The organism is [Enterobacter] lignolyticus SCF1 (genome assembly GCF_000164865.1).
GTDB classification, from domain to species: Bacteria; Pseudomonadota; Gammaproteobacteria; order Enterobacterales; family Enterobacteriaceae; genus Enterobacter_B; species Enterobacter_B lignolyticus.
Map to the genome: position 1 here is coordinate 2659111 of NC_014618.1, position 17806 is coordinate 2676916.

Here is a 17806-nt window from a genome sequence, read left to right on the forward strand (position 1 = left end):
TGTCAACAGGACGCATTCCGGCGCATTACACGGAGCTTCTGATGACACAGTTAAACACCACGTCCCATCTCATTCTGACCGGCGACCGCCCGACCGGCCCGCTGCATCTTGGCCACTACGTCGGCTCGCTGCGCCAGCGGGTAGCGCTACAGCACCAGCACCCGCAGTACATCCTGATTGCCGATCTCCAGGGATTGACCGACAACGGCAGCCAGCCGGAAAAGGTGGTGAACAACATTCTGGAGGTAATGGCGGATTATCTGGCGGTCGGCATTCGCCCCGACCTGTCGACCATCTGCCTGCAGTCCGCCCTGCCTGCGCTGGCGGAGTTAACCATGCTGTATATGAATATCGTGACCGTCTCCCGCGTGGAGCGTAACCCGACGGTGAAAAACGAGATCCTGCAGAAAGGCTTTTCCCGCTCGCTGCCGACCGGCTTTCTGGTCTATCCCATCAGCCAGGCAGCCGATATTACCGCCTTTGGCGCCGATCGGGTGCCGGTGGGCGACGATCAGCTGCCGATGATCGAGCAAACCAACGAAATCGTTCACAAAATGAATGCGCTGACCGGCGAACAGACGCTCAGACGCTGCGAGGCCGTGCTGAGCCCGATGGGCCGACTGCCCGGGGTGGACGGTAACGCCAAGATGTCGAAATCGCTCGGCAACGCGCTGTCGCTGTCGGCCTCTGAAGTGGAAATCCATCGCGCCGTCAGCGATATGTTTACCGACCCGGGCCATCTGCGGATAAGCGATCCGGGCAAAATTGAGGGCAACGTGGTGTTTACCTGGCTTGACGCTTTTCACCCGGATACCGACAAAGTGCGCGAGATGAAAGCGCATTACCAGCGCGGCGGGCTCGGCGACCGCGTCTGTAAAAACACGCTGGAGGAGTGCCTGCAAACGCTGCTGGCGCCGATACGCGAGCGCCGGCGGGCGCTTATCAACGATAAAGAAACGCTGCTCGGTATTCTGAAACAGGGCAGCGAGCAGGCGCATGAGTTGACGCAGAAGACGCTGGCCATCGTGAAAAAGGGGCTGGGTTTGCCGGTAATGTTCTGAAGATAGCGGGTCTGCGGCGCAGGCCCGCTATCTGACACGCATCAGTGCAGCATATTACGAATCACGTAGTGCAGGATGCCGTCGTTCTGGTAGTAGGTCAGCTCCGTGGCGGTATCGATACGGCAGCGGCAGTGGATAACCTGCGTTTTTCCGTCCGCGCGGGTCAGCTTCACCGCCACCGTCGCCCCGGGCTTCAGCGCCTGCAAACCGCTGATATCGATACGCTCCTCCCCGGTCAGCCCCAGGGTTTTGCGGCTCACGCCCGGCGCGAACTCAAGCGGAAGAATCCCCATCCCGATCAGGTTGGAACGGTGAATTCGCTCAAACGACTCGGCAATCACCACCCGCACGCCCAGCAGACGCGGTCCCTTGGCGGCCCAGTCGCGGCTGGAGCCAGAACCGTACTCTTTACCGGCTATCACCGCCAGCGGCGTTCCCTCCTGCTGATAGCGCATCGCCGCGTCATAAATAGAGACCACCTCCGCTCCCGGCAAGTGGCGCGTCATCCCGCCCTCGACGCCGGGCACCATCTCGTTGCGAATGCGGATGTTGGCAAACGTTCCCCGCATCATGACCTCATGGTTGCCGCGTCGCGAACCGTAGGAGTTAAAGTCGCGCCGCTCAACGCCATGGCTTTGCAGATAGCGCCCCGCCGGGCTCTCGGCCTTAATGTTGCCCGCGGGCGAAATGTGGTCGGTGGTGACCGAGTCGCCGAGCATCGCCAGGATCCGCGCGCCGTGGATATCTTCAACCGGGTCCGGTGTTACGCCCATCTCATCAAAGAACGGCGACAGGCGGATATAGGTGGAGTCCGGCTGCCAGCCGTAGGTATCCGACCCTTCGACCTGAATGGACTTCCACTCCGGCGTGCCTTCAAACACGGCGGCGTACTCCTTGTGGAACATGTCGGTTGAGACTGCCTCCACCGCCCGGGCTATCTCCTGCCCGCTCGGCCAGATATCGCGGAGGTACACCGGCGCGCCCTGCCCGTCATGCCCCAGCGGATCGCGGGTCAGGTCGAGGTTCATATTGCCGGCCAGCGCATAGGCCACCACCAGCGGCGGCGAGGCCAGCCAGTTGGTTTTCACCAATGGGTGAATACGTCCTTCAAAGTTTCGGTTGCCGGAAAGCACCGCGCCTACGGTGAGATCGCCCTGTTTAATCGCCAGCTCGATAGGCTCCGGCAGCGGGCCGGAGTTGCCGATACAGGTGGTACAGCCGTAGCCCACGAGGTTAAAGCCCAGCGCATCCAGCCAGGGCGTTAGTCCGGCATGGGCCAGATAGTCGGAAACCACTTTCGATCCCGGCGCCAGCGAGGCTTTAACCCACGGCTGACGTTTCAGACCCCGCGCGACGGCTTTTTTCGCCAGCAGCCCGGCTGCCATCAGCACGCTGGGGTTTGAGGTGTTAGTACAGGAGGTGATGGCCGCAATCACCACCGCGCCGTCGGGCAGCGCGTACTGATGACCGTTCAGAGTATATTCCACCGGCGGGCGGTTTTTCTGCGCGGCGTTCAGCTCAAGCTCCGCGCTGGCGGCGAACGCTTTCGGCACATTGCCCAGCGCCACGCGGTCCTGCGGACGCTTCGGCCCGGCGAGGCTGGCCTCTACTTCGCCCATGTCCAGCGCCAGCGTGCTGGTGAACACCGGCTCATCGCCCGGCAGACGCCACATGCCCTGCGCTTTAGCATACGCCTCCACCAGCGCTATCTGCGCGTCGCTGCGTCCGCTGAGGCGCATGTAGTCGAGGGTCACCGCATCAATCGGGAAGAAGCCGCAGGTGGCGCCGTATTCCGGCGACATATTGGCGATCGTCGCGCGATCGGCCAGCGGCAATGAATCAAGGCCATCGCCATAAAATTCAACAAATTTACCCACCACCCCGTGCTTGCGCAGCATCTGCGTAACGGTCAGCACCAGGTCGGTCGCGGTAATGCCTTCGCGCAGCTTTCCGCTGAGCTTAAAGCCCACCACGTCCGGAATCAGCATCGAGACCGGCTGGCCCAGCATCGCGGCTTCGGCTTCAATACCGCCGACGCCCCAGCCCAGCACGCCCAGCCCGTTGATCATGGTGGTATGGGAATCGGTGCCCACCAGGCTGTCCGGCCAGGCGACCCACTCCCCGTTCTGTTCTTCGCTCCATACCGCTTTGCCCAGGTACTCCAGGTTAACCTGATGGCAGATCCCGGTTCCCGGCGGCACCACGCTGAAGCGGCTGAACGCCTGCTGTCCCCAGCGCAGAAACACATAGCGTTCGTGGTTGCGCTCCATCTCCAGACGCACGTTTTCGCTGAAGGCGTCATCATCGCCGAAGCGATCGACCGTTACCGAGTGGTCAATCACCAGATCAACGGGCGACAGCGGGTTTACTTTCGCGGTATCGCCGCCGAGCCGCTTCACGGCTTCACGCATAGCCGCAAGGTCAACGACCGCCGGGACGCCGGTAAAATCCTGCATCAGCACGCGGGCGGGGCGCCAGGCGATTTCACGGTCGGCGTGCGCCTGGGTAAGCCAGGCGGCCAGCGCGTGGATATCGTCTGCGGTGACGGAATCGCCATCCTGCCAGCGCAGCAGGTTTTCGAGTAAGACTTTGAGTGATTTCGGCAGACGGGAAATATCGCCGATCTGTTTTGCGGCCAGCGGCAGGCTGTAGTAGTGATACGTTTTTGCCTGAACCTGCAGCGTATCCTTACTGGCTTCGCGTAGGGTTAACGACATAGCTCCTCCTTAATGACAGGGATTCACCACCCTGATGCTCCTCAGGGCCTGTCTTTAAAGATAACACATGCCTGTCGTAACGTTTTGATAACAACCCTAATTGCTAAAATCGGGCAAATCTTTACCCGTAAAAAAACAAAAACCCGGAACGGTACCGGGTTTACTCAGCAATGCCCCTGGGGACATCTGTATTATTTTTCTTAATCGTCTTTTACAGGTTGTCGCATATTGCGGGGATGTCTTTATTAATGAGCGCAAGAGGAAACAACACACATCCTGCGGATATTATTCCCGGCGACAATATCAATCTTCTTTATCATCGTCTTGCGCAAAGGAATCAATAAATGCCTGCTGCTGCTGCGTCAATTTCCACGATGCCGGAACCTCGCCTGGCACCTTTTTACGAGGCGGCGCGCTGTCATCTGCTGGTGCTTGCCGTTTTTTCTTCACTGCCACACGATGACCCGGTTCCGCCATTTTTTAACCCCAAAACGTCCAGATAAGGAACACGACAACCCCCCAGAACACGGCCGAACCCAAAAACACCGCTCGCCAGGCCTTACGCTTGAGCGCAGGATCCCTTGGCGATTCTTCACGTTCTGCTGGCATTGCTAACCTCATATAATCGATACCACTTATCGTTACGGCGCGAACAATTGGCGCAGTTAATTATCATTGAGATAAATCCTAATTAAAAACCTGCTCAAAATCCAGCGAATTTATGAATTAATAGCATGTGAACATTCAATCTTTTGACAACAAATAAATAATTGTTAATGCAAATTTGCATTATGGAGAAATAGTTCTATTTTGTCATGCTGCGGTAATGAGGAATACATCTGCGGATATTGTCTGGCGGCTTTAAAGCGGGTATCCCCGTCACCGGAGATACCCTTAATAACGCGGGAAATTATTTTTCAGGTAATTTAATATCTTTAAACATCGCCTCAATATCTTCATTCGAGCGCAGCGCCACGGCCGTATCGACCACGTCACGCGTCAGGTGCGGCGCAAAGCGTTGAATAAAATCATACATATAGCTACGTAAAAACGTGCTGCGGCGGAAGCCGATTTTCGTCGTGCTGTGGCTGAAAATCTCGTGCGCATCGAGCTTCACCAGGTCCGGATCGGACACCGGATCGACCGCCATGCTGGCGATCACCCCTACCCCTAACCCCAGACGCACGTAGGTTTTAATCACATCGGCATCGGTCGCGGTAAAGACAATGCGCGGCGTAAGCCCGGCGCGGTTAAATGCGGTATCCAGCTCGGAACGACCGGTAAAGCCAAAGGTGTAGGTCACCAGCGGATACTGCGCCAGCTCTTCAATCGTCACTGAGGTTTTCGAGGCCAGCGGGTGCTCCGGCGTCACCACAATGGACCGGTTCCAGTGGTAGCACGGCAGCATCACCAGATCGTCGTACAGATGCAGCGCTTCGGTCGCAATGGCAAAATCGGCATTGCCTTTCGACACCGCTTCCGCAATTTGCGTCGGTGAGCCCTGATGCATATGCAGCGAGACGCGCGGGTAGCGTTCAATAAAGCCCTTAATGACGCCCGGAAGCGCGTAGCGCGCCTGGGTGTGGGTCGTCGCGACATACAGCGACCCTTTATCCGGCCAGGTATGCTCACCGGCGACGGACTTGATGGCATCAACTTTTGACAGCACTTCACGCGCGATGCGGATAATTTCCTGTCCGGCGGGAGTGACCTGGGTGAGATGTTTGCCGCTACGGGCAAAGATCTGGATCCCCAGCTCATCTTCCAGCATGCGGACCTGCTTACTGATGCCCGGCTGCGAGGTATACAGGCCCTCAGCGGTAGAGGAGACGTTGAGGTTATGGTTGACCACCTCAACAATATAACGAAGCTGCTGTAATTTCATGACCGGTGTCCGCGTAATGCAAAGGCATCAGTGGCCTAAGACGATTTAATAATAAGAAATGAGTTAACTATAACCACTATATCATTTATACCGGATGTGTATAGATGTGAAGAAAAAATAATAACAAGGTAATAAAAAGGGGCCGCGAACGCGGCCCCCGAAGGTCTGATGACAGGCAAAGAAGCAGATTTACTTCTTCGCTTCCTGCCATTTCCCGTCGACAAAGAAGGCGGACCAGCCGGTCGCTTTTCCGTCTTTTTCAGACGCGACATACTGCTGCTTCGTCTTACGGCTAAAGCGCACCATCGTCTTGTTGCCCTGTCCGTCTTCCTGCGGCGCATCGGCAAGATAGCGCAGTTTTTCCGGCAGGCGATCGCGGAAGCGGTGCAGCTCTTCAACCAGCGGCGCACGGGTTTCACGCGATTTCGGGAAGGTGTTCGCCGCCAGGAATACCCCGGCCGCGCCGTCGCGCAGCACAAAGTACGCATCCGATTTTTCGCACGGCAGTTCCGGCAGCGGAACCGGATCTTCCTTCGGCGGCGCCACGTCGCCGTTGCGCAGGATTTTACGGGTATTCTTACAGTCGTCGTTGGTGCAGGCCATGTACTTACCGAAACGCCCCATTTTCAGGTGCATTTCCGAACCGCATTTCTCGCACTCAACGACCGGGCCGTCGTACCCCTTGATGCGGAACTCGCCCTCTTCAATCTCGTAGCCGTCGCAGGTCGGGTTGTTGCCGCAGACGTGCAGCTTACGCTTCGGATCGATGAGATAGCTGTCCATCGCCGTACCACATTTGGCGCAGCGGCGTTTGGCGCGCAGCGCGTTGGTTTCCGCGTCATCGCCTTCCAGCACGTTCAGCACTTCGTTTTCCGGCACCAGGTTAATGGTGGTCTTGCAGCGCTCTTTCGGCGACAGCGCATAGCCGGAACAGCCGAGGAAAACGCCGGTGCTGGCGGTACGAATACCCATCTTGCGTCCGCAGGTCGGGCAGTCGATGCTGGTCAGCACCATCGGATTCGGCTGCATGCCGCCCTCTTCCGGGCCTTTTTCCGCCGTTTCGAGCTGGCGGGTAAAGTCGCCGAAGAAGTCGTTCAGCACCTCCTTCCACTCGGCCTGATGGTTCGCCACCTGGTCCAGGCTGTCTTCCATCTGGGCGGTAAAGTCGTAGTTCATCAGCTCGCGGAAGTTTTCTTCCAGACGATCGGTGACGATCTCCCCCATTTTCTCGGCATAAAAGCGGCGGTTTTCGACGCGGACATAGCCCCTGTCCTGAATCGTCGAAATGATCGACGCATAGGTGGACGGGCGGCCGATACCGCGTTTTTCCAGCTCTTTCACCAGCGATGCTTCGCTAAAGCGCGCAGGCGGCTTGGTAAAGTGCTGGGCGGGCTGCAGCTCAACGAGCGACAGCGCATCGCCCTGTTTCACCGGCGGCAGCGTACGGTCCTCATCGCCCTTACGCAGCGCGGGCATCACTTTCGTCCAGCCGTCAAAGCGCAGCGTGCGGCCGCGGGCCTTCAGCTTGTAATCCCCGGCAGCCACGGTCAGCGTGGTGGAGTCATACTGCGCCGGGGTCATCTGGCAGGCGACAAACTGACGCCAGATCAGCTGATACAGCTTCTGCGCGTCGGTTTCCATATCCTTCAGCGCTTCCGCCATCACGTTGACGTCGGAGGGACGAATCGCTTCGTGCGCTTCCTGAGAGTTCTCTTTGCTGGCGTACTGGTTGGCGCTTTCCGGCAGATATTTTTTGCCGAAGCTGTCGCTGATATAGCCGCGCACCATGTTCAGCGCGTCCTGGCTCAGGTTGGTCGAGTCGGTACGCATGTAGGTGATGTAACCCGCTTCGTACAGACGCTGGGCCATCATCATGGTTTTCTTAACGCCAAAGCCCAGACGGGTGCTTGCCGCCTGCTGTAGCGTAGAGGTGATGTACGGCGCGCCCGGCTTGCTGCTGGTCGGCTTATCTTCACGTTCCACCACGCTGTAGCGCGCTTTCTCAAGCAGGCTGACCGCCGCCATGGTTTCATCGCGGGTGACCGGACGGAACGGCTTATCGAGGTAGTGGCTCACCTGCAGCGGCAGCACTTCGCCGGACGGCGTCGTGGTGCTGGCGTCGATTTCCCAGAACTCTTCCGGGACAAACGCCTTAATTTCACGCTCGCGTTCGACCACCAGACGCACGGCAACGGACTGGACGCGGCCTGCGGAAAGCCCGCGGGCGATTTTCTTCCACAGCAGCGGGGAGACCATATACCCCACCACGCGATCGACAAAGCGGCGCGCCTGTTGGGCGTTGACGCGGTCGATATTCAGCTCGCCCGGCTTCTCAAACGCCTGACGAATCGCATTCTTGGTTATCTCGTTAAACACGACGCGGCTGTAGCGCGTGTCGTCACCGCCGATCACTTCCCGCAGGTGCCATGCAATGGCTTCCCCTTCGCGGTCAAGGTCGGTTGCGAGATAGATGTGGTCAGCCTTTTCGGCCAACTGCTTAAGCTCTGAGACTACCTTCTCTTTGCCTGGCAGCACTTCATACTGTGCTTTCCAGTCGTGCCATGGATCCACGCCCATACGGTTGACAAGCGCGCCACGTTCATCCTTTTTAGGCTTTTTAGCCGTTTTGGTGGAGGCAGAGTCAGCGCTCTTTTTGGTTGCTGAGCCACTGGTCGGCAAATCGCGGATATGACCGACGCTGGATTTCACCACGTAGTCATTACCCAGATACTTATTGATCGTTTTGGCTTTTGCCGGGGACTCAACGATAACGAGAGCTTTACCCATATTCACCTTTACCTAATCTAATTCTTCCAGGAATACATCGCACATTGATTCACCTTCCACTGGCGACGAGCCTTGTATGTTGCGGCGGCGTCAATGGATATCAACCCCCTTTGCGAGTCCAGCTCCAGACAACGTCAGCCAGATGGCTGAGTTTACTGGCATTTCCTCGCCAGGGCATATAGCACGAAGAATTTTCGGTCGAATGTCAAGCAAATCTGTTGCCAGTTTGCCGAAAGCGTCACACTGTACCTGATAAAATTCGTTACGCAACTTTATTAGCATGCAAAAGTGATTCCCGCCAGCGACAGCCCCGGTACAATTTCCCTGCAAACGGCACGGAAATTTGCCCGGGCGGCGCGCCCGGCGTAGACTAACGCCAGTGATTCAAGGAGTAAATTATGCAAGAGACATCCAAGCCTATCGATCGTCAATCTCTGCTGGCAGAAGCCAACCGCCTCATCCGTGAGCACGAAGACACCCTGGCCGGTATCGAAGCGACCGACGTTACCCAGCGTAACGGCGTGCTGATTTTCAGCGGCGAATTCTATCTGGATGAACAAGGCCTGCCGACGCCGAAAAGCACCGCGGTATTCAACATGTTTAAATACCTGGCGCACGCGCTGTCGGAGAAGTATCACCTGATCGATTAACGTAAAAAGCGAGGCTGACGCCTCGCTTTTTCGTGGTGTGTTTCAAGCCCTCAGGGCTACATCATCGGCTTCTGACCGCGCTGCCACCAGCGCATCAGCAGGCGGTCGGCGCTCTCCGCCGCGCTGCCGGTAACACGGTCGAGCAGCTTTTTCCGCTGCAGGTAGCGCACATTCAGCACCTCGTGGTCTTTCATCAGCCCCAGCAGCAGGTCGTCGCTGGTGCCGATATCATCAACCAGCCCCTTCTCTTTGGCCTGGCTGCCGTACCAGTGCTCGCCGGTCGCCACCTGCTCGATATCCAGCTGCGGACGCATACTGTGGACGAAGTCTTTAAACAGATGGTGCGTCTCGTTGAGATCCTCGCGGAACTTCTGCCGCCCTTCTTCGGTGTTCTCCCCCAGCAGCGTCAGCGTACGCTTGTACTGCCCGGCGGTATGCAGCTCGATATCGATATCCTTACCCTTCAGGAAGCGGTTAAAGTTAGGGATCTGCGCCACCACGCCGATGGAGCCGATAATGGCAAACGGCGCACAAACAATTTTATTGCCCACGCAGGCCATCATATAGCCGCCGCTCGCCGCCACTTTATCTACGGCGATGGTCAGCGGGACCTGCTTGTCGCGCAGGCGCTGCAGCTGGGAAGCCGCCAGGCCGTAACCGTGCACCACCCCGCCGGGGCTTTCCAGACGCAGCACCACCTGATCCTGCGGCTTGACCACCGCCAGCACCGCCGTCACCTCTTCGCGCAGCGCATTGACCTCATGGGCGTCCATACTGCCCTTAAAGTCCAGCACCCAGACGCGGGACTTATCGCCAGCGGCAATCCCCTTTTTCGCACTGGCCTTTGCGGCCTTCACTTCCTGTTTGAGCTTTTTCTTCTGCTCCTTGTGCCACAGCTTCTGCTGGGGCGCATCAAGCAGCGCTGCCCCCATCTCCTCCTGCAGCGCCTTATAGTGTTCACTTAAATTGGTTACCTTCAGCTCACCGCGCTGCTTCTTGCGTTGGGTAAGATTCACGATAAATGCAGCAACCACCGCGATCGCCACAACAACCGTAGCGATTTTCGCTAAAAACAACCCATATTGAGACAATATTTCCACGCTTCCACCTTAAAATGAACGACTTACGTTTGCACCGAGTGTACAACAGCCCAGCGGCGGCGTCTCCCGCGCCGATGGAATGAAACACAGGGGCGTTAAGCGGTTTTTGTTGCCAATGAAATCTTTGCAAAATGTTAATTTAGAATAGCCTGTCCGCCTGGCTGATTGAAATCCCCTGCGGTTTAGGGCATAAAGCCGAAAAGTGAACTGACAGAACAGTAACGTGGCCTGACGCAGGGCCACAGGAGAAAATCCGTGCATTACCAACCGCAACGCGATTTGCTGCAACAGCGCATCATCCTGGTGACCGGCGCCAGCGACGGCATTGGCCGCGAAGCCGCCCTGACCTACGCCCGCTATGGCGCAAGCGTAATTCTGCTTGGCCGTAATGACGATAAGCTGCGCGCCGTGGCGCAGCAGATCCAGCAGGAAGGCGGCATTGCGCCGCAGTGGTTCATCCTCGACCTTCTGACCTGCACGCCCCAGGAGTGCCACACTCTGGCGCAAAAAGTCGCCATTCACTATCCGCGGCTGGACGGCGTTTTGCATAACGCCGGGCTGCTGGGCGACGTATCGCCGATGGCGGAACAAAAGCCGGAAGTCTGGCAGGACGTGATGCAGGTTAACGTCAACGGCACCTTTATGCTGACCCAGGCGCTGCTTCCTTTATTACTGAAGTCTGACGCCGGTTCGCTGGTGTTCACCTCCTCAAGCGTCGGCCGCCAGGGACGCGCCAACTGGGGCGCCTATGCGGCCTCCAAGTTCGCCACCGAAGGCATGATGCAGGTGCTGGCGGAGGAGTACCAGGGGCAGCTGCGCGTGAACTGCATCAATCCGGGCGGCACCCGCACCGGGATGCGCGCCAGCGCCTTCCCGACGGAAGACCCGCAGAAATTAAAAACGCCAGCGGACATTATGCCGCTGTACCTGTGGCTGATGGGCGACGACAGCCGCCGTAAGACCGGTATGACCTTTGACGCCCAGCCAAACCGTAAACCAGGAATTTCACAATGACCGATGAACGACATCGCGAGCGCCAGCAGCGTCTGAAAGAAAAAGTAGAAGCCCGCGTCGCCGGGGCTCAGGAAACGCGCGGAATCCTTCTCGTGCTGACCGGCAACGGCAAAGGAAAAACCACCGCCGCCTTCGGCACCGCGACCCGCGCCGTCGGCCACGGCAAAAAAGTGGGCGTTATCCAGTTTATTAAGGGCCAATGGCCCAACGGCGAGCGCAACCTGCTGGAGCCGCACGGCGTCGAGTTTCAGGTCATGGCGACGGGATTTACCTGGAACACCCAGGACCGGGAAAGCGATACCGCCGCCTGCCTGAGCGTCTGGCAGCACGCGCGCCGGATGCTGGCCGATGAGAGCCTCGATCTGGTCATCCTTGACGAGCTGACCTATATGGTGGCCTATGACTATCTGCCGCTCGAGGAGGTGCTGAGCGCCCTGCGCAACCGTCCTCATGGCCAGACGGCGATCGTCACCGGCCGCGGCTGCCACCGCGACATCCTGGAGATGGCCGATACGGTGAGCGAACTGCGCCCGGTCAAACACGCGTTTGACGCCGGAGTTAAAGCGCAGATCGGCATCGATTACTGATCGCCGGACATGAAAAAAGGGCCCGAAGGCCCTTTTTTCATCGTCACCCAGCGGTTTATGAACCGCTGCCGCTGTTACGGCTGCTGGCGCGACGGCCGGTGCTGCGCGCCGGCTTGCTGTTTACCTGGCTGTGACGCTTCACCGCACGGCGAATCTGGTTCGCCTTCATACGACGGCGATCTTTTTCCACCGCCACTTTGGATTCGGTTTCCGGCTTGAGTTCGACCAGCTCACGCAGGTAGTTGGTCTGCGCCAGATCGAGTTCGGTCCAGCCGCCGCGCGGCAGGCCTTTCGGCAGCGGAATGTCGCCATAACGTACGCGGATAAGACGGCTGACCTGGACGCCCACGGCCTCCCACAGGCGACGAACTTCGCGGTTGCGCCCCTCGGTCAGCGTGACGTTGTACCACTGGTTGATCCCTTCGCCGCCGGTGAACTTAATGGTCTTAAACGCCGCCGGGCCGTCTTCGAGCTGCACGCCGCGCGCCAGTTCGCGCACTTTGTTGTCGTCGACCTGGCCGAACACGCGCACCGCGTATTCACGCTCAACTTCGCGGCTCGGGTGCATCAGGCGGTTAGCCAGCTCGCCGTCGGTGGTAAACAGCAGCAGACCGCAGGTGTTCACGTCCAGACGCCCGACCGCAATCCAGCGCGCGCCGCGCAGCTTCGGCAGACGGTCGAACACCGTCGGACGGCCTTCCGGATCGTTACGGGTGCAGAGCTCGCCTTCCGGCTTGTAGTACGCCAGCACGCGGCAGATCTGCTCAACGGATTCTTTGACGGAGATAAGATGACCGTCGATACGGATTTTCAGGCCAGGGGTAATTTCAACGCGATCGCCAAGGGTGGCAATTTTGCCATCAACGCTGACGCGACCGGCTTCGATCATGGATTCGATTTCACGACGCGAGCCGTGACCGGCACGGGCCAGCACTTTCTGTAATTTCTCGCTCATAGAGCTTCCTTAAGGTGTCGCCTTCCCAGGCGTCGTAGAGAATTCGTCTATGCTGCATTACGCGGCATTCAGGGCCGCGTAGTATAGCGGTTTCATCCATTACTGGAAAGGTTTCACGTTCCCCACGCCTTCGCGCAGCACCACCGGCGCGTCGTCGGTGAGATCGATAACCGTCGTCGGCTGCTGGCCGAGATAGCCGCCGTGGATAATCAGGTCCACCTGCTTCTCCAGGCGGTCCTTGATTTCATCCGGGTCGGATTCGGTAAAATCGCTGCCGGGCAGCATCAGGGAGGTCGACAGCATCGGCTCGCCGATGGCCTCCAGCAGCGCCTGGGCTATCGGGTTGGACGGAACGCGCATGCCGATGGTTTTGCGCTTCTCCTGCAGCAGGCGGCGCGGCACCTCTTTCGTCCCCTTGAGGATAAAGGTGTAGTTGCCCGGCGTGTTGTTTTTAATCAGGCGAAAGGCCACATTATCGACATACGCGTAGGTCGACAGCTCGGAGAGATCCCGGCACACCAGGGTAAAGTTGTGGCCGTCCGGCAGGTGGCGGATGCGGCAAATTCGCTCCATTGCGCCTTTGTCTTCAATTTTGCAGCCCAGTGCGTAGCCGGAGTCGGTCGGGTAGACGATAACGCCGCCCTTGCGCACAATCTCCACCGCCTGATTGATCAGGCGCGGCTGCGGGTTTTCCGGATGAATATAAAAAAACTGACTCATACTTCCCTCTCGTTCGTCTTCTGGGGCTGCTCCCAGCTTTGCCACACGCTTTCCACGCCGGCCGGGAGCCACAGCTTACGGCCGAGTTCTATCCATGGACAAGGCAGATGGAAATCCGAACCCTGTGACGCCAGCAAACCATACTGGCGCGCGTAAGCGGCGAGTTGTGCGCGTTCGTGGGGCGCCTGCTGGCACTGCGCGACTTCCATCGCATCGCCGCCGCTCTCGCTGAAAAAGGCCAGCAGCCGCTTCAGCCACTTGGCGGAGAGGTTATAGCGACCCGGATGGGCCAGTACCGCCTTGCCGCCAGAATGATGAATCACATCAATAGCTTGATCTATTGTACACCACTGTGGCGGAACATATCCGGTTTTCCCGCGCGCCAGATAGCGTTTAAACACGTCGGCCATGGTGCTGGCTTTACCGGCCTCCACCAGAAAACGGGCGAAATGCCCGCGCGTCACGGCGCCGCCGTCAGCAAGACGCAGCGCCCCTTCCCAGGCGCCGGGGATATTCGCTTTCTCCAGCCGCTCGGCAATCAGCTTCGCCCGCTGCTGGCGCCGTTCGGTTTGCTGCTGCAAAAACGCGGTCAGCACCGGATGCGCAATATCAATATTCAGACCAACAATGTGGATCTCATGGTTTTCCCACACGGTGGAAATTTCTGTGCCGCTAATCAGCGTTAACGGCAGCCCGGCCCGGGCTATCTCAGCGCGGGCCGCCGGAATGGCCGCAACAGAGTCATGGTCGGTGATAGCCAGCGTGCCGACGCGCATCGCCAGCGCGCGATGCACCAGCTCTTCTGGCGTCAGGCAACCGTCGGAGGCGGTGGTGTGGCTGTGTAAATCATAAATCACAGCGTAAGAGGTCTCGCTCAAAATCGCTCCCGTTACAGGTTGAATAGCTGTTGCAGCGCACATCATAACGTCAGAGGCGGATTTTCTGAAATCAGGGGTTGACTTTGCCCCATCGAACTAGTTAACTAGTACGCAAGTTCACACAACGAGGTTTCTGTTATGAAAATGTCTCTCAACACCATGCACGGCGGCTGGCGCACTTCCTGATAACGGGCAGTGTTTCGCGTCTGCATAAGACAAACAGATACCTTGCCCGCCATTGCGCGGGCTTTTTTTTGAACCACCGAATTGAACAGACCAGGCGAGAACGACAATGCAAAGACCAAAACCTACGCTCGAGCTCCTGACCCGTGACGCCATTTATCGCGAAAACCCGACGGCGCTGTTTCATCAGCTGTGCGGCGCCCGCCCGGCAACGCTGCTGCTGGAGTCCGCCGACATCGACAGTAAGGACGACGTAAAAAGCCTGCTGCTGGTCGACAGCGCGCTACGCATCACGGCATTAGGTGACACTGTCACTATTCAGGCGCTTTCTGACAACGGTCTGGCGCTGCTGGCGCTGCTCGACGATGCCCTGCCCGCCGGGGTGGAAAACCGGCAGCAGCCCCACGCCCGCGTGCTGCGCTTCCCGGCGGTCAGCAGCCTGCTGGATGAAGACGCCCGCCTGTGTTCGCTCTCCGTTTTCGACGCGTTTCGCCTCCTCCAGACGCTGGTCACCGTGCCGGTAGCAGAGCGCGAGGCCATGTTTTTCGGCGGCCTTTTCGCCTACGACCTGGTGGCCGGTTTTGAAGACCTGCCCGCGCTAGAAAGCGATACCGCCTGCCCGGACTACTGTTTCTACCTGGCGGAGACCCTGCTGGTCATCGACCATCAGAGCAAAACCACCCGTATTCAGGCGAGCCTCTTTACCCCATCGGAGAGTGAAAAGCAGCGCCTGAGCCAGCGTATCGCCCAGCTCAGCCAGCAGCTGAACGAGCCCCCGCTGCCGCTGCCGGTGACGCGCATCGACAGCATGCGCTGCGAATGCAACCAGAGCGACGACGAGTACGGCGCCGTGGTGCGCAAAATGCAGCGCGCGATCCGCGCCGGGGAAATTTTCCAGGTGGTGCCGTCCCGCCGCTTCTCGCTGCCCTGCCCGTCGCCGCTGGCGGCCTACGACGTGCTGAAGAAAAGCAACCCCAGCCCGTACATGTTCTTTATGCAGGATAACGATTTCACCCTGTTCGGCGCCTCGCCGGAAAGTTCGCTGAAGTACGACGCCAACAGCCGCCAGATTGAAATCTACCCGATTGCCGGCACCCGTCCGCGCGGCCGCCGCGCCGACGGTTCGCTGGACCGCGATCTCGACAGCCGCATCGAGCTCGAGATGCGCACCGACCATAAAGAGCTGTCGGAGCACCTGATGCTGGTGGATCTGGCCCGTAACGATCTGGCGCGCATCTGTACGCCGGGCAGCCGCTACGTCGCCGATCTCACCAAAGTAGATCGCTACTCGTTCGTGATGCACCTGGTCTCCCGCGTGGTCGGCGAACTGCGCCGCGACCTCGACGTGCTGCACGCCTACCGCGCCTGCATGAATATGGGCACCCTGAGCGGCGCGCCGAAGGTTCGCGCAATGCAGCTTATCGCGGCGGCGGAAGGCAAACGCCGCGGCAGCTACGGCGGCGCGGTCGGCTATTTCACCGCCCACGGCGACCTCGACACCTGCATCGTTATCCGCTCGGCGTTTGTCGAGAACGGCATCGCCACCGTCCAGGCGGGCGCAGGCGTGGTGCTGGACTCCGTTCCGCAGTCGGAAGCGGATGAAACACGCAACAAAGCTCGCGCGGTGCTGCGCGCTATCGCTCAGGCCCACCACGCACAGGAGATTTTCTGATGGCTGATATTCTGCTGCTCGATAATATCGACTCTTTCACCTATAACCTGGCAGATCAGCTGCGCGCCAACGGCCACAGCGTGGTGATTTACCGCAACCACGTTCCGGCCCAGACCTTAATCGACCGTCTGACCACCATGGAAAACCCGGTGCTGATGCTCTCCCCTGGCCCCGGCGCGCCGTCGGAAGCGGGCTGCATGCCGGAGCTGCTGACCCGCTTGCGCGGCAAGCTGCCGATCATCGGCATCTGCCTCGGCCACCAGGCCATTGTAGAGGCCTACGGCGGTTACGTCGGCCAGGCGGGCGAAATTCTGCACGGTAAAGCGTCCAGCATTGAGCACGACGGTCAGGCGATGTTCGCCGGACTGCCGAACCCGCTGCCGGTAGCGCGCTATCACTCGCTGGTTGGCAGCAACATCCCGGCGGGACTGACCGTCAACGCGCACTTCAACGGCATGGTGATGGCGGTGCGCCATGACGCCGACCGCGTCTGCGGCGTGCAGTTCCACCCGGAATCCATACTGACCAGCCACGGCGCGCGCCTGCTCGAACAAACGCTGGAATGGGCGCTGAAAAAGCTCGAGCCCGCCAACACGCTGCAGCCGATCCTCGAGAAACTGTATCAGGCGCAGACCCTGAGCCAGCAGGAGAGCCACCAGCTGTTTTCCGCGGTGGTGCGCGGTGAAGTGAAGCCTGAACAGCTGGCCGCCGCGCTGGTGAGCATGAAAATTCGCGGCGAAGACCCGCAGGAGATTGCCGGCGCCGCCACCGCGCTGCTGGAAAACGCCGCGCCGTTCCCGCGTCCGGACTACCCGTTTGCCGATATCGTCGGCACCGGCGGCGACGGCAGCAACAGCATCAATATTTCCACCGCCAGCGCCTTTGTGGCGGCCGCCTGCGGGATGAAAGTGGCGAAACACGGCAACCGCAGCGTCTCGAGTAAATCCGGTTCCTCCGATCTGCTGGCGGCCTTCGGCATCAACCTGGATATGAAGGCCGAGAAGTCGCGCGAAGCGCTTGACGAGCTGGGCGTCTGCTTCCTGTTTGCGCCGAAATACCACACCGGCTTTCGTCACGCCATGCCGGTGCGCCAGCAGCTGAAGACCCGCACCCTGTTCAACGTGCTGGGGCCGCTCATCAACCCGGCGCACCCGCCGCTGGCGCTGATTGGCGTCTACAGCCCGGAGCTGGTGCTGCCGATCGCCGAAACGCTGCGCGTGCTTGGCTACCAGCGCGCCGCCGTGGTGCACAGCGGCGGTATGGATGAAGTTTCTCTGCATGCGCCTACCGTGGTGGCAGAGCTGCACAACGGCGAAATCAAGAACTATCAGCTCACCGCCGACGACTTCGGCCTGACGCCGTACCGCCAGGAGCAGCTTGCCGGCGGCACGCCGGAAGAAAACCGTGACATTCTCACGCGCTTACTACAAGGTAAGGGTGAAGCCGCTCACGAAGCCGCCGTCGCGGCCAACGTGGCGATGCTGATGCGCCTGCACGGACATGAAGACCTGAAAACCAACGTTCAAAACGTACTGGATGTGCTGCACAGCGGCGCGGCCTATGACCGGGTGACCGCCTTAGCGGCAAGAGGATAAAA

The 17806-nt window shown here is 59.2% G+C and carries 15 protein-coding genes and 1 other annotated feature; of the genes, 6 read left to right on the forward strand and 9 right to left on the reverse strand.

Annotated features, from left to right (window positions below; translation table 11 throughout):
* Positions 1-41: 41 nt before the first annotated feature.
* Positions 42-1061, forward strand: coding sequence for a tryptophan--tRNA ligase (gene trpS / locus ENTCL_RS12495; RefSeq protein ID WP_013366496.1), 1020 nt, complete (start codon positions 42-44; stop codon positions 1059-1061).
* 41 nt (positions 1062-1102) lie between these two features.
* On the opposite strand, the gene acnA is transcribed toward trpS, so the two are convergent.
* The 5 genes from acnA to topA form a co-directional block, all read right to left on the reverse strand.
* Positions 1103-3778 (reverse strand): aconitate hydratase AcnA, encoded by a 2676-nt coding sequence (acnA, locus tag ENTCL_RS12500; RefSeq protein WP_013366497.1) that lies wholly within the window; start codon positions 3776-3778, stop codon positions 1103-1105.
* 303 nt (positions 3779-4081) lie between these two features.
* Positions 4082-4234, reverse strand: coding sequence for a hypothetical protein (locus ENTCL_RS23710; RefSeq protein ID WP_157865546.1), 153 nt, complete (start codon positions 4232-4234; stop codon positions 4082-4084).
* A 24-nt stretch (positions 4235-4258) separates the two neighbouring features.
* Positions 4259-4417 (reverse strand): YmiA family putative membrane protein, encoded by a 159-nt coding sequence (locus tag ENTCL_RS22985; RefSeq protein WP_013366499.1) that lies wholly within the window; start codon positions 4415-4417, stop codon positions 4259-4261.
* A 271-nt stretch (positions 4418-4688) separates the two neighbouring features.
* A complete protein-coding gene (cysB, locus tag ENTCL_RS12505) occupies positions 4689-5663 on the reverse strand; it encodes an HTH-type transcriptional regulator CysB (RefSeq protein WP_013366500.1) in 975 nt (324 codons plus the stop codon).
* A gap of 189 nt (positions 5664-5852) precedes the next feature.
* Entirely contained in the window at positions 5853-8450 is a 2598-nt protein-coding gene (gene topA, locus ENTCL_RS12510) for a type I DNA topoisomerase (RefSeq protein ID WP_013366501.1), read from the reverse strand.
* Between the two features lie 398 nt (positions 8451-8848).
* On the opposite strand from topA, the gene ENTCL_RS12515 reads away from it, so the two are divergent.
* Entirely contained in the window at positions 8849-9100 is a 252-nt protein-coding gene (locus tag ENTCL_RS12515; protein ID WP_013366502.1) for a YciN family protein, read from the forward strand.
* A 56-nt stretch (positions 9101-9156) separates the two neighbouring features.
* Here ENTCL_RS12515 and sohB read toward each other — a convergent pair whose 3' ends face one another.
* On the reverse strand, positions 9157-10200 hold the full coding sequence (gene sohB / locus ENTCL_RS12520) for a protease SohB (RefSeq protein ID WP_013366503.1): 1044 nt from the start codon (positions 10198-10200) through the stop codon (positions 9157-9159).
* Between the two features lie 255 nt (positions 10201-10455).
* On the opposite strand from sohB, the gene ENTCL_RS12525 reads away from it, so the two are divergent.
* Positions 10456-11214 carry a YciK family oxidoreductase gene (locus ENTCL_RS12525; RefSeq protein ID WP_013366504.1) on the forward strand — a complete coding sequence of 253 codons (759 nt, stop codon included), beginning with the start codon at positions 10456-10458 and terminating at the stop codon, positions 11212-11214.
* The gene (cobO, locus tag ENTCL_RS12530) at positions 11211-11801 is read left to right on the forward strand and encodes a cob(I)yrinic acid a,c-diamide adenosyltransferase (protein ID WP_013366505.1); all 591 of its coding nucleotides are present in this window, start codon (positions 11211-11213) and stop codon (positions 11799-11801) included. The genes ENTCL_RS12525 and cobO overlap by 4 nt, the downstream gene beginning before the upstream one ends.
* A gap of 55 nt (positions 11802-11856) precedes the next feature.
* Here cobO and rluB read toward each other — a convergent pair whose 3' ends face one another.
* From rluB to rnm, 3 genes are all read right to left on the reverse strand, one after another.
* A complete protein-coding gene (gene rluB / locus ENTCL_RS12535; protein ID WP_013366506.1) occupies positions 11857-12756 on the reverse strand; it encodes a 23S rRNA pseudouridine(2605) synthase RluB in 900 nt (299 codons plus the stop codon).
* Positions 12757-12855: 99 nt separating this feature from the next.
* The gene (locus ENTCL_RS12540) at positions 12856-13476 is read right to left on the reverse strand and encodes an L-threonylcarbamoyladenylate synthase (protein WP_013366507.1); all 621 of its coding nucleotides are present in this window, start codon (positions 13474-13476) and stop codon (positions 12856-12858) included.
* Positions 13473-14354 (reverse strand): RNase RNM, encoded by an 882-nt coding sequence (gene rnm, locus ENTCL_RS12545; RefSeq protein ID WP_013366508.1) that lies wholly within the window; start codon positions 14352-14354, stop codon positions 13473-13475. The genes ENTCL_RS12540 and rnm overlap by 4 nt, the downstream gene beginning before the upstream one ends.
* Positions 14355-14516: 162 nt before the next feature.
* Positions 14517-14610 (forward strand) — a sequence feature (Trp leader region).
* A 36-nt stretch (positions 14611-14646) separates the two neighbouring features.
* Between rnm and ENTCL_RS12550 the strand changes: the two genes are divergently transcribed.
* Positions 14647-16209 carry an anthranilate synthase component 1 gene (locus tag ENTCL_RS12550; RefSeq protein ID WP_013366509.1) on the forward strand — a complete coding sequence of 521 codons (1563 nt, stop codon included), beginning with the start codon at positions 14647-14649 and terminating at the stop codon, positions 16207-16209.
* Entirely contained in the window at positions 16209-17804 is a 1596-nt protein-coding gene (gene trpD, locus ENTCL_RS12555; RefSeq protein WP_013366510.1) for a bifunctional anthranilate synthase glutamate amidotransferase component TrpG/anthranilate phosphoribosyltransferase TrpD, read from the forward strand. Before ENTCL_RS12550 ends, trpD begins: the two co-directional genes overlap by 1 nt.
* Positions 17805-17806: the final 2 nt, after the last annotated feature.

What these genes read in the sequence shown, in the direction of transcription:
- cysB (WP_013366500.1), bottom strand. Translation starts at nt 5,663, where the DNA reads ATGAAATTACAGCAGCTTCGTTATATTGTTGAGGTGGTCAACCATAAC.
- trpD (WP_013366510.1), top strand. Translation starts at nt 16,209, where the DNA reads ATGGCTGATATTCTGCTGCTCGATAATATCGACTCTTTCACCTATAAC.
- topA (WP_013366501.1), bottom strand. Translation starts at nt 8,450, where the DNA reads ATGGGTAAAGCTCTCGTTATCGTTGAGTCCCCGGCAAAAGCCAAAACG.
- acnA (WP_013366497.1), bottom strand. Translation starts at nt 3,778, where the DNA reads ATGTCGTTAACCCTACGCGAAGCCAGTAAGGATACGCTGCAGGTTCAG.
- cobO (WP_013366505.1), top strand. Translation starts at nt 11,211, where the DNA reads ATGACCGATGAACGACATCGCGAGCGCCAGCAGCGTCTGAAAGAAAAA.
- ENTCL_RS12515 (WP_013366502.1), top strand. Translation starts at nt 8,849, where the DNA reads ATGCAAGAGACATCCAAGCCTATCGATCGTCAATCTCTGCTGGCAGAA.
- ENTCL_RS12540 (WP_013366507.1), bottom strand. Translation starts at nt 13,476, where the DNA reads ATGAGTCAGTTTTTTTATATTCATCCGGAAAACCCGCAGCCGCGCCTG.
- rluB (WP_013366506.1), bottom strand. Translation starts at nt 12,756, where the DNA reads ATGAGCGAGAAATTACAGAAAGTGCTGGCCCGTGCCGGTCACGGCTCG.
- trpS (WP_013366496.1), top strand. Translation starts at nt 42, where the DNA reads ATGACACAGTTAAACACCACGTCCCATCTCATTCTGACCGGCGACCGC.
- ENTCL_RS12550 (WP_013366509.1), top strand. Translation starts at nt 14,647, where the DNA reads ATGCAAAGACCAAAACCTACGCTCGAGCTCCTGACCCGTGACGCCATT.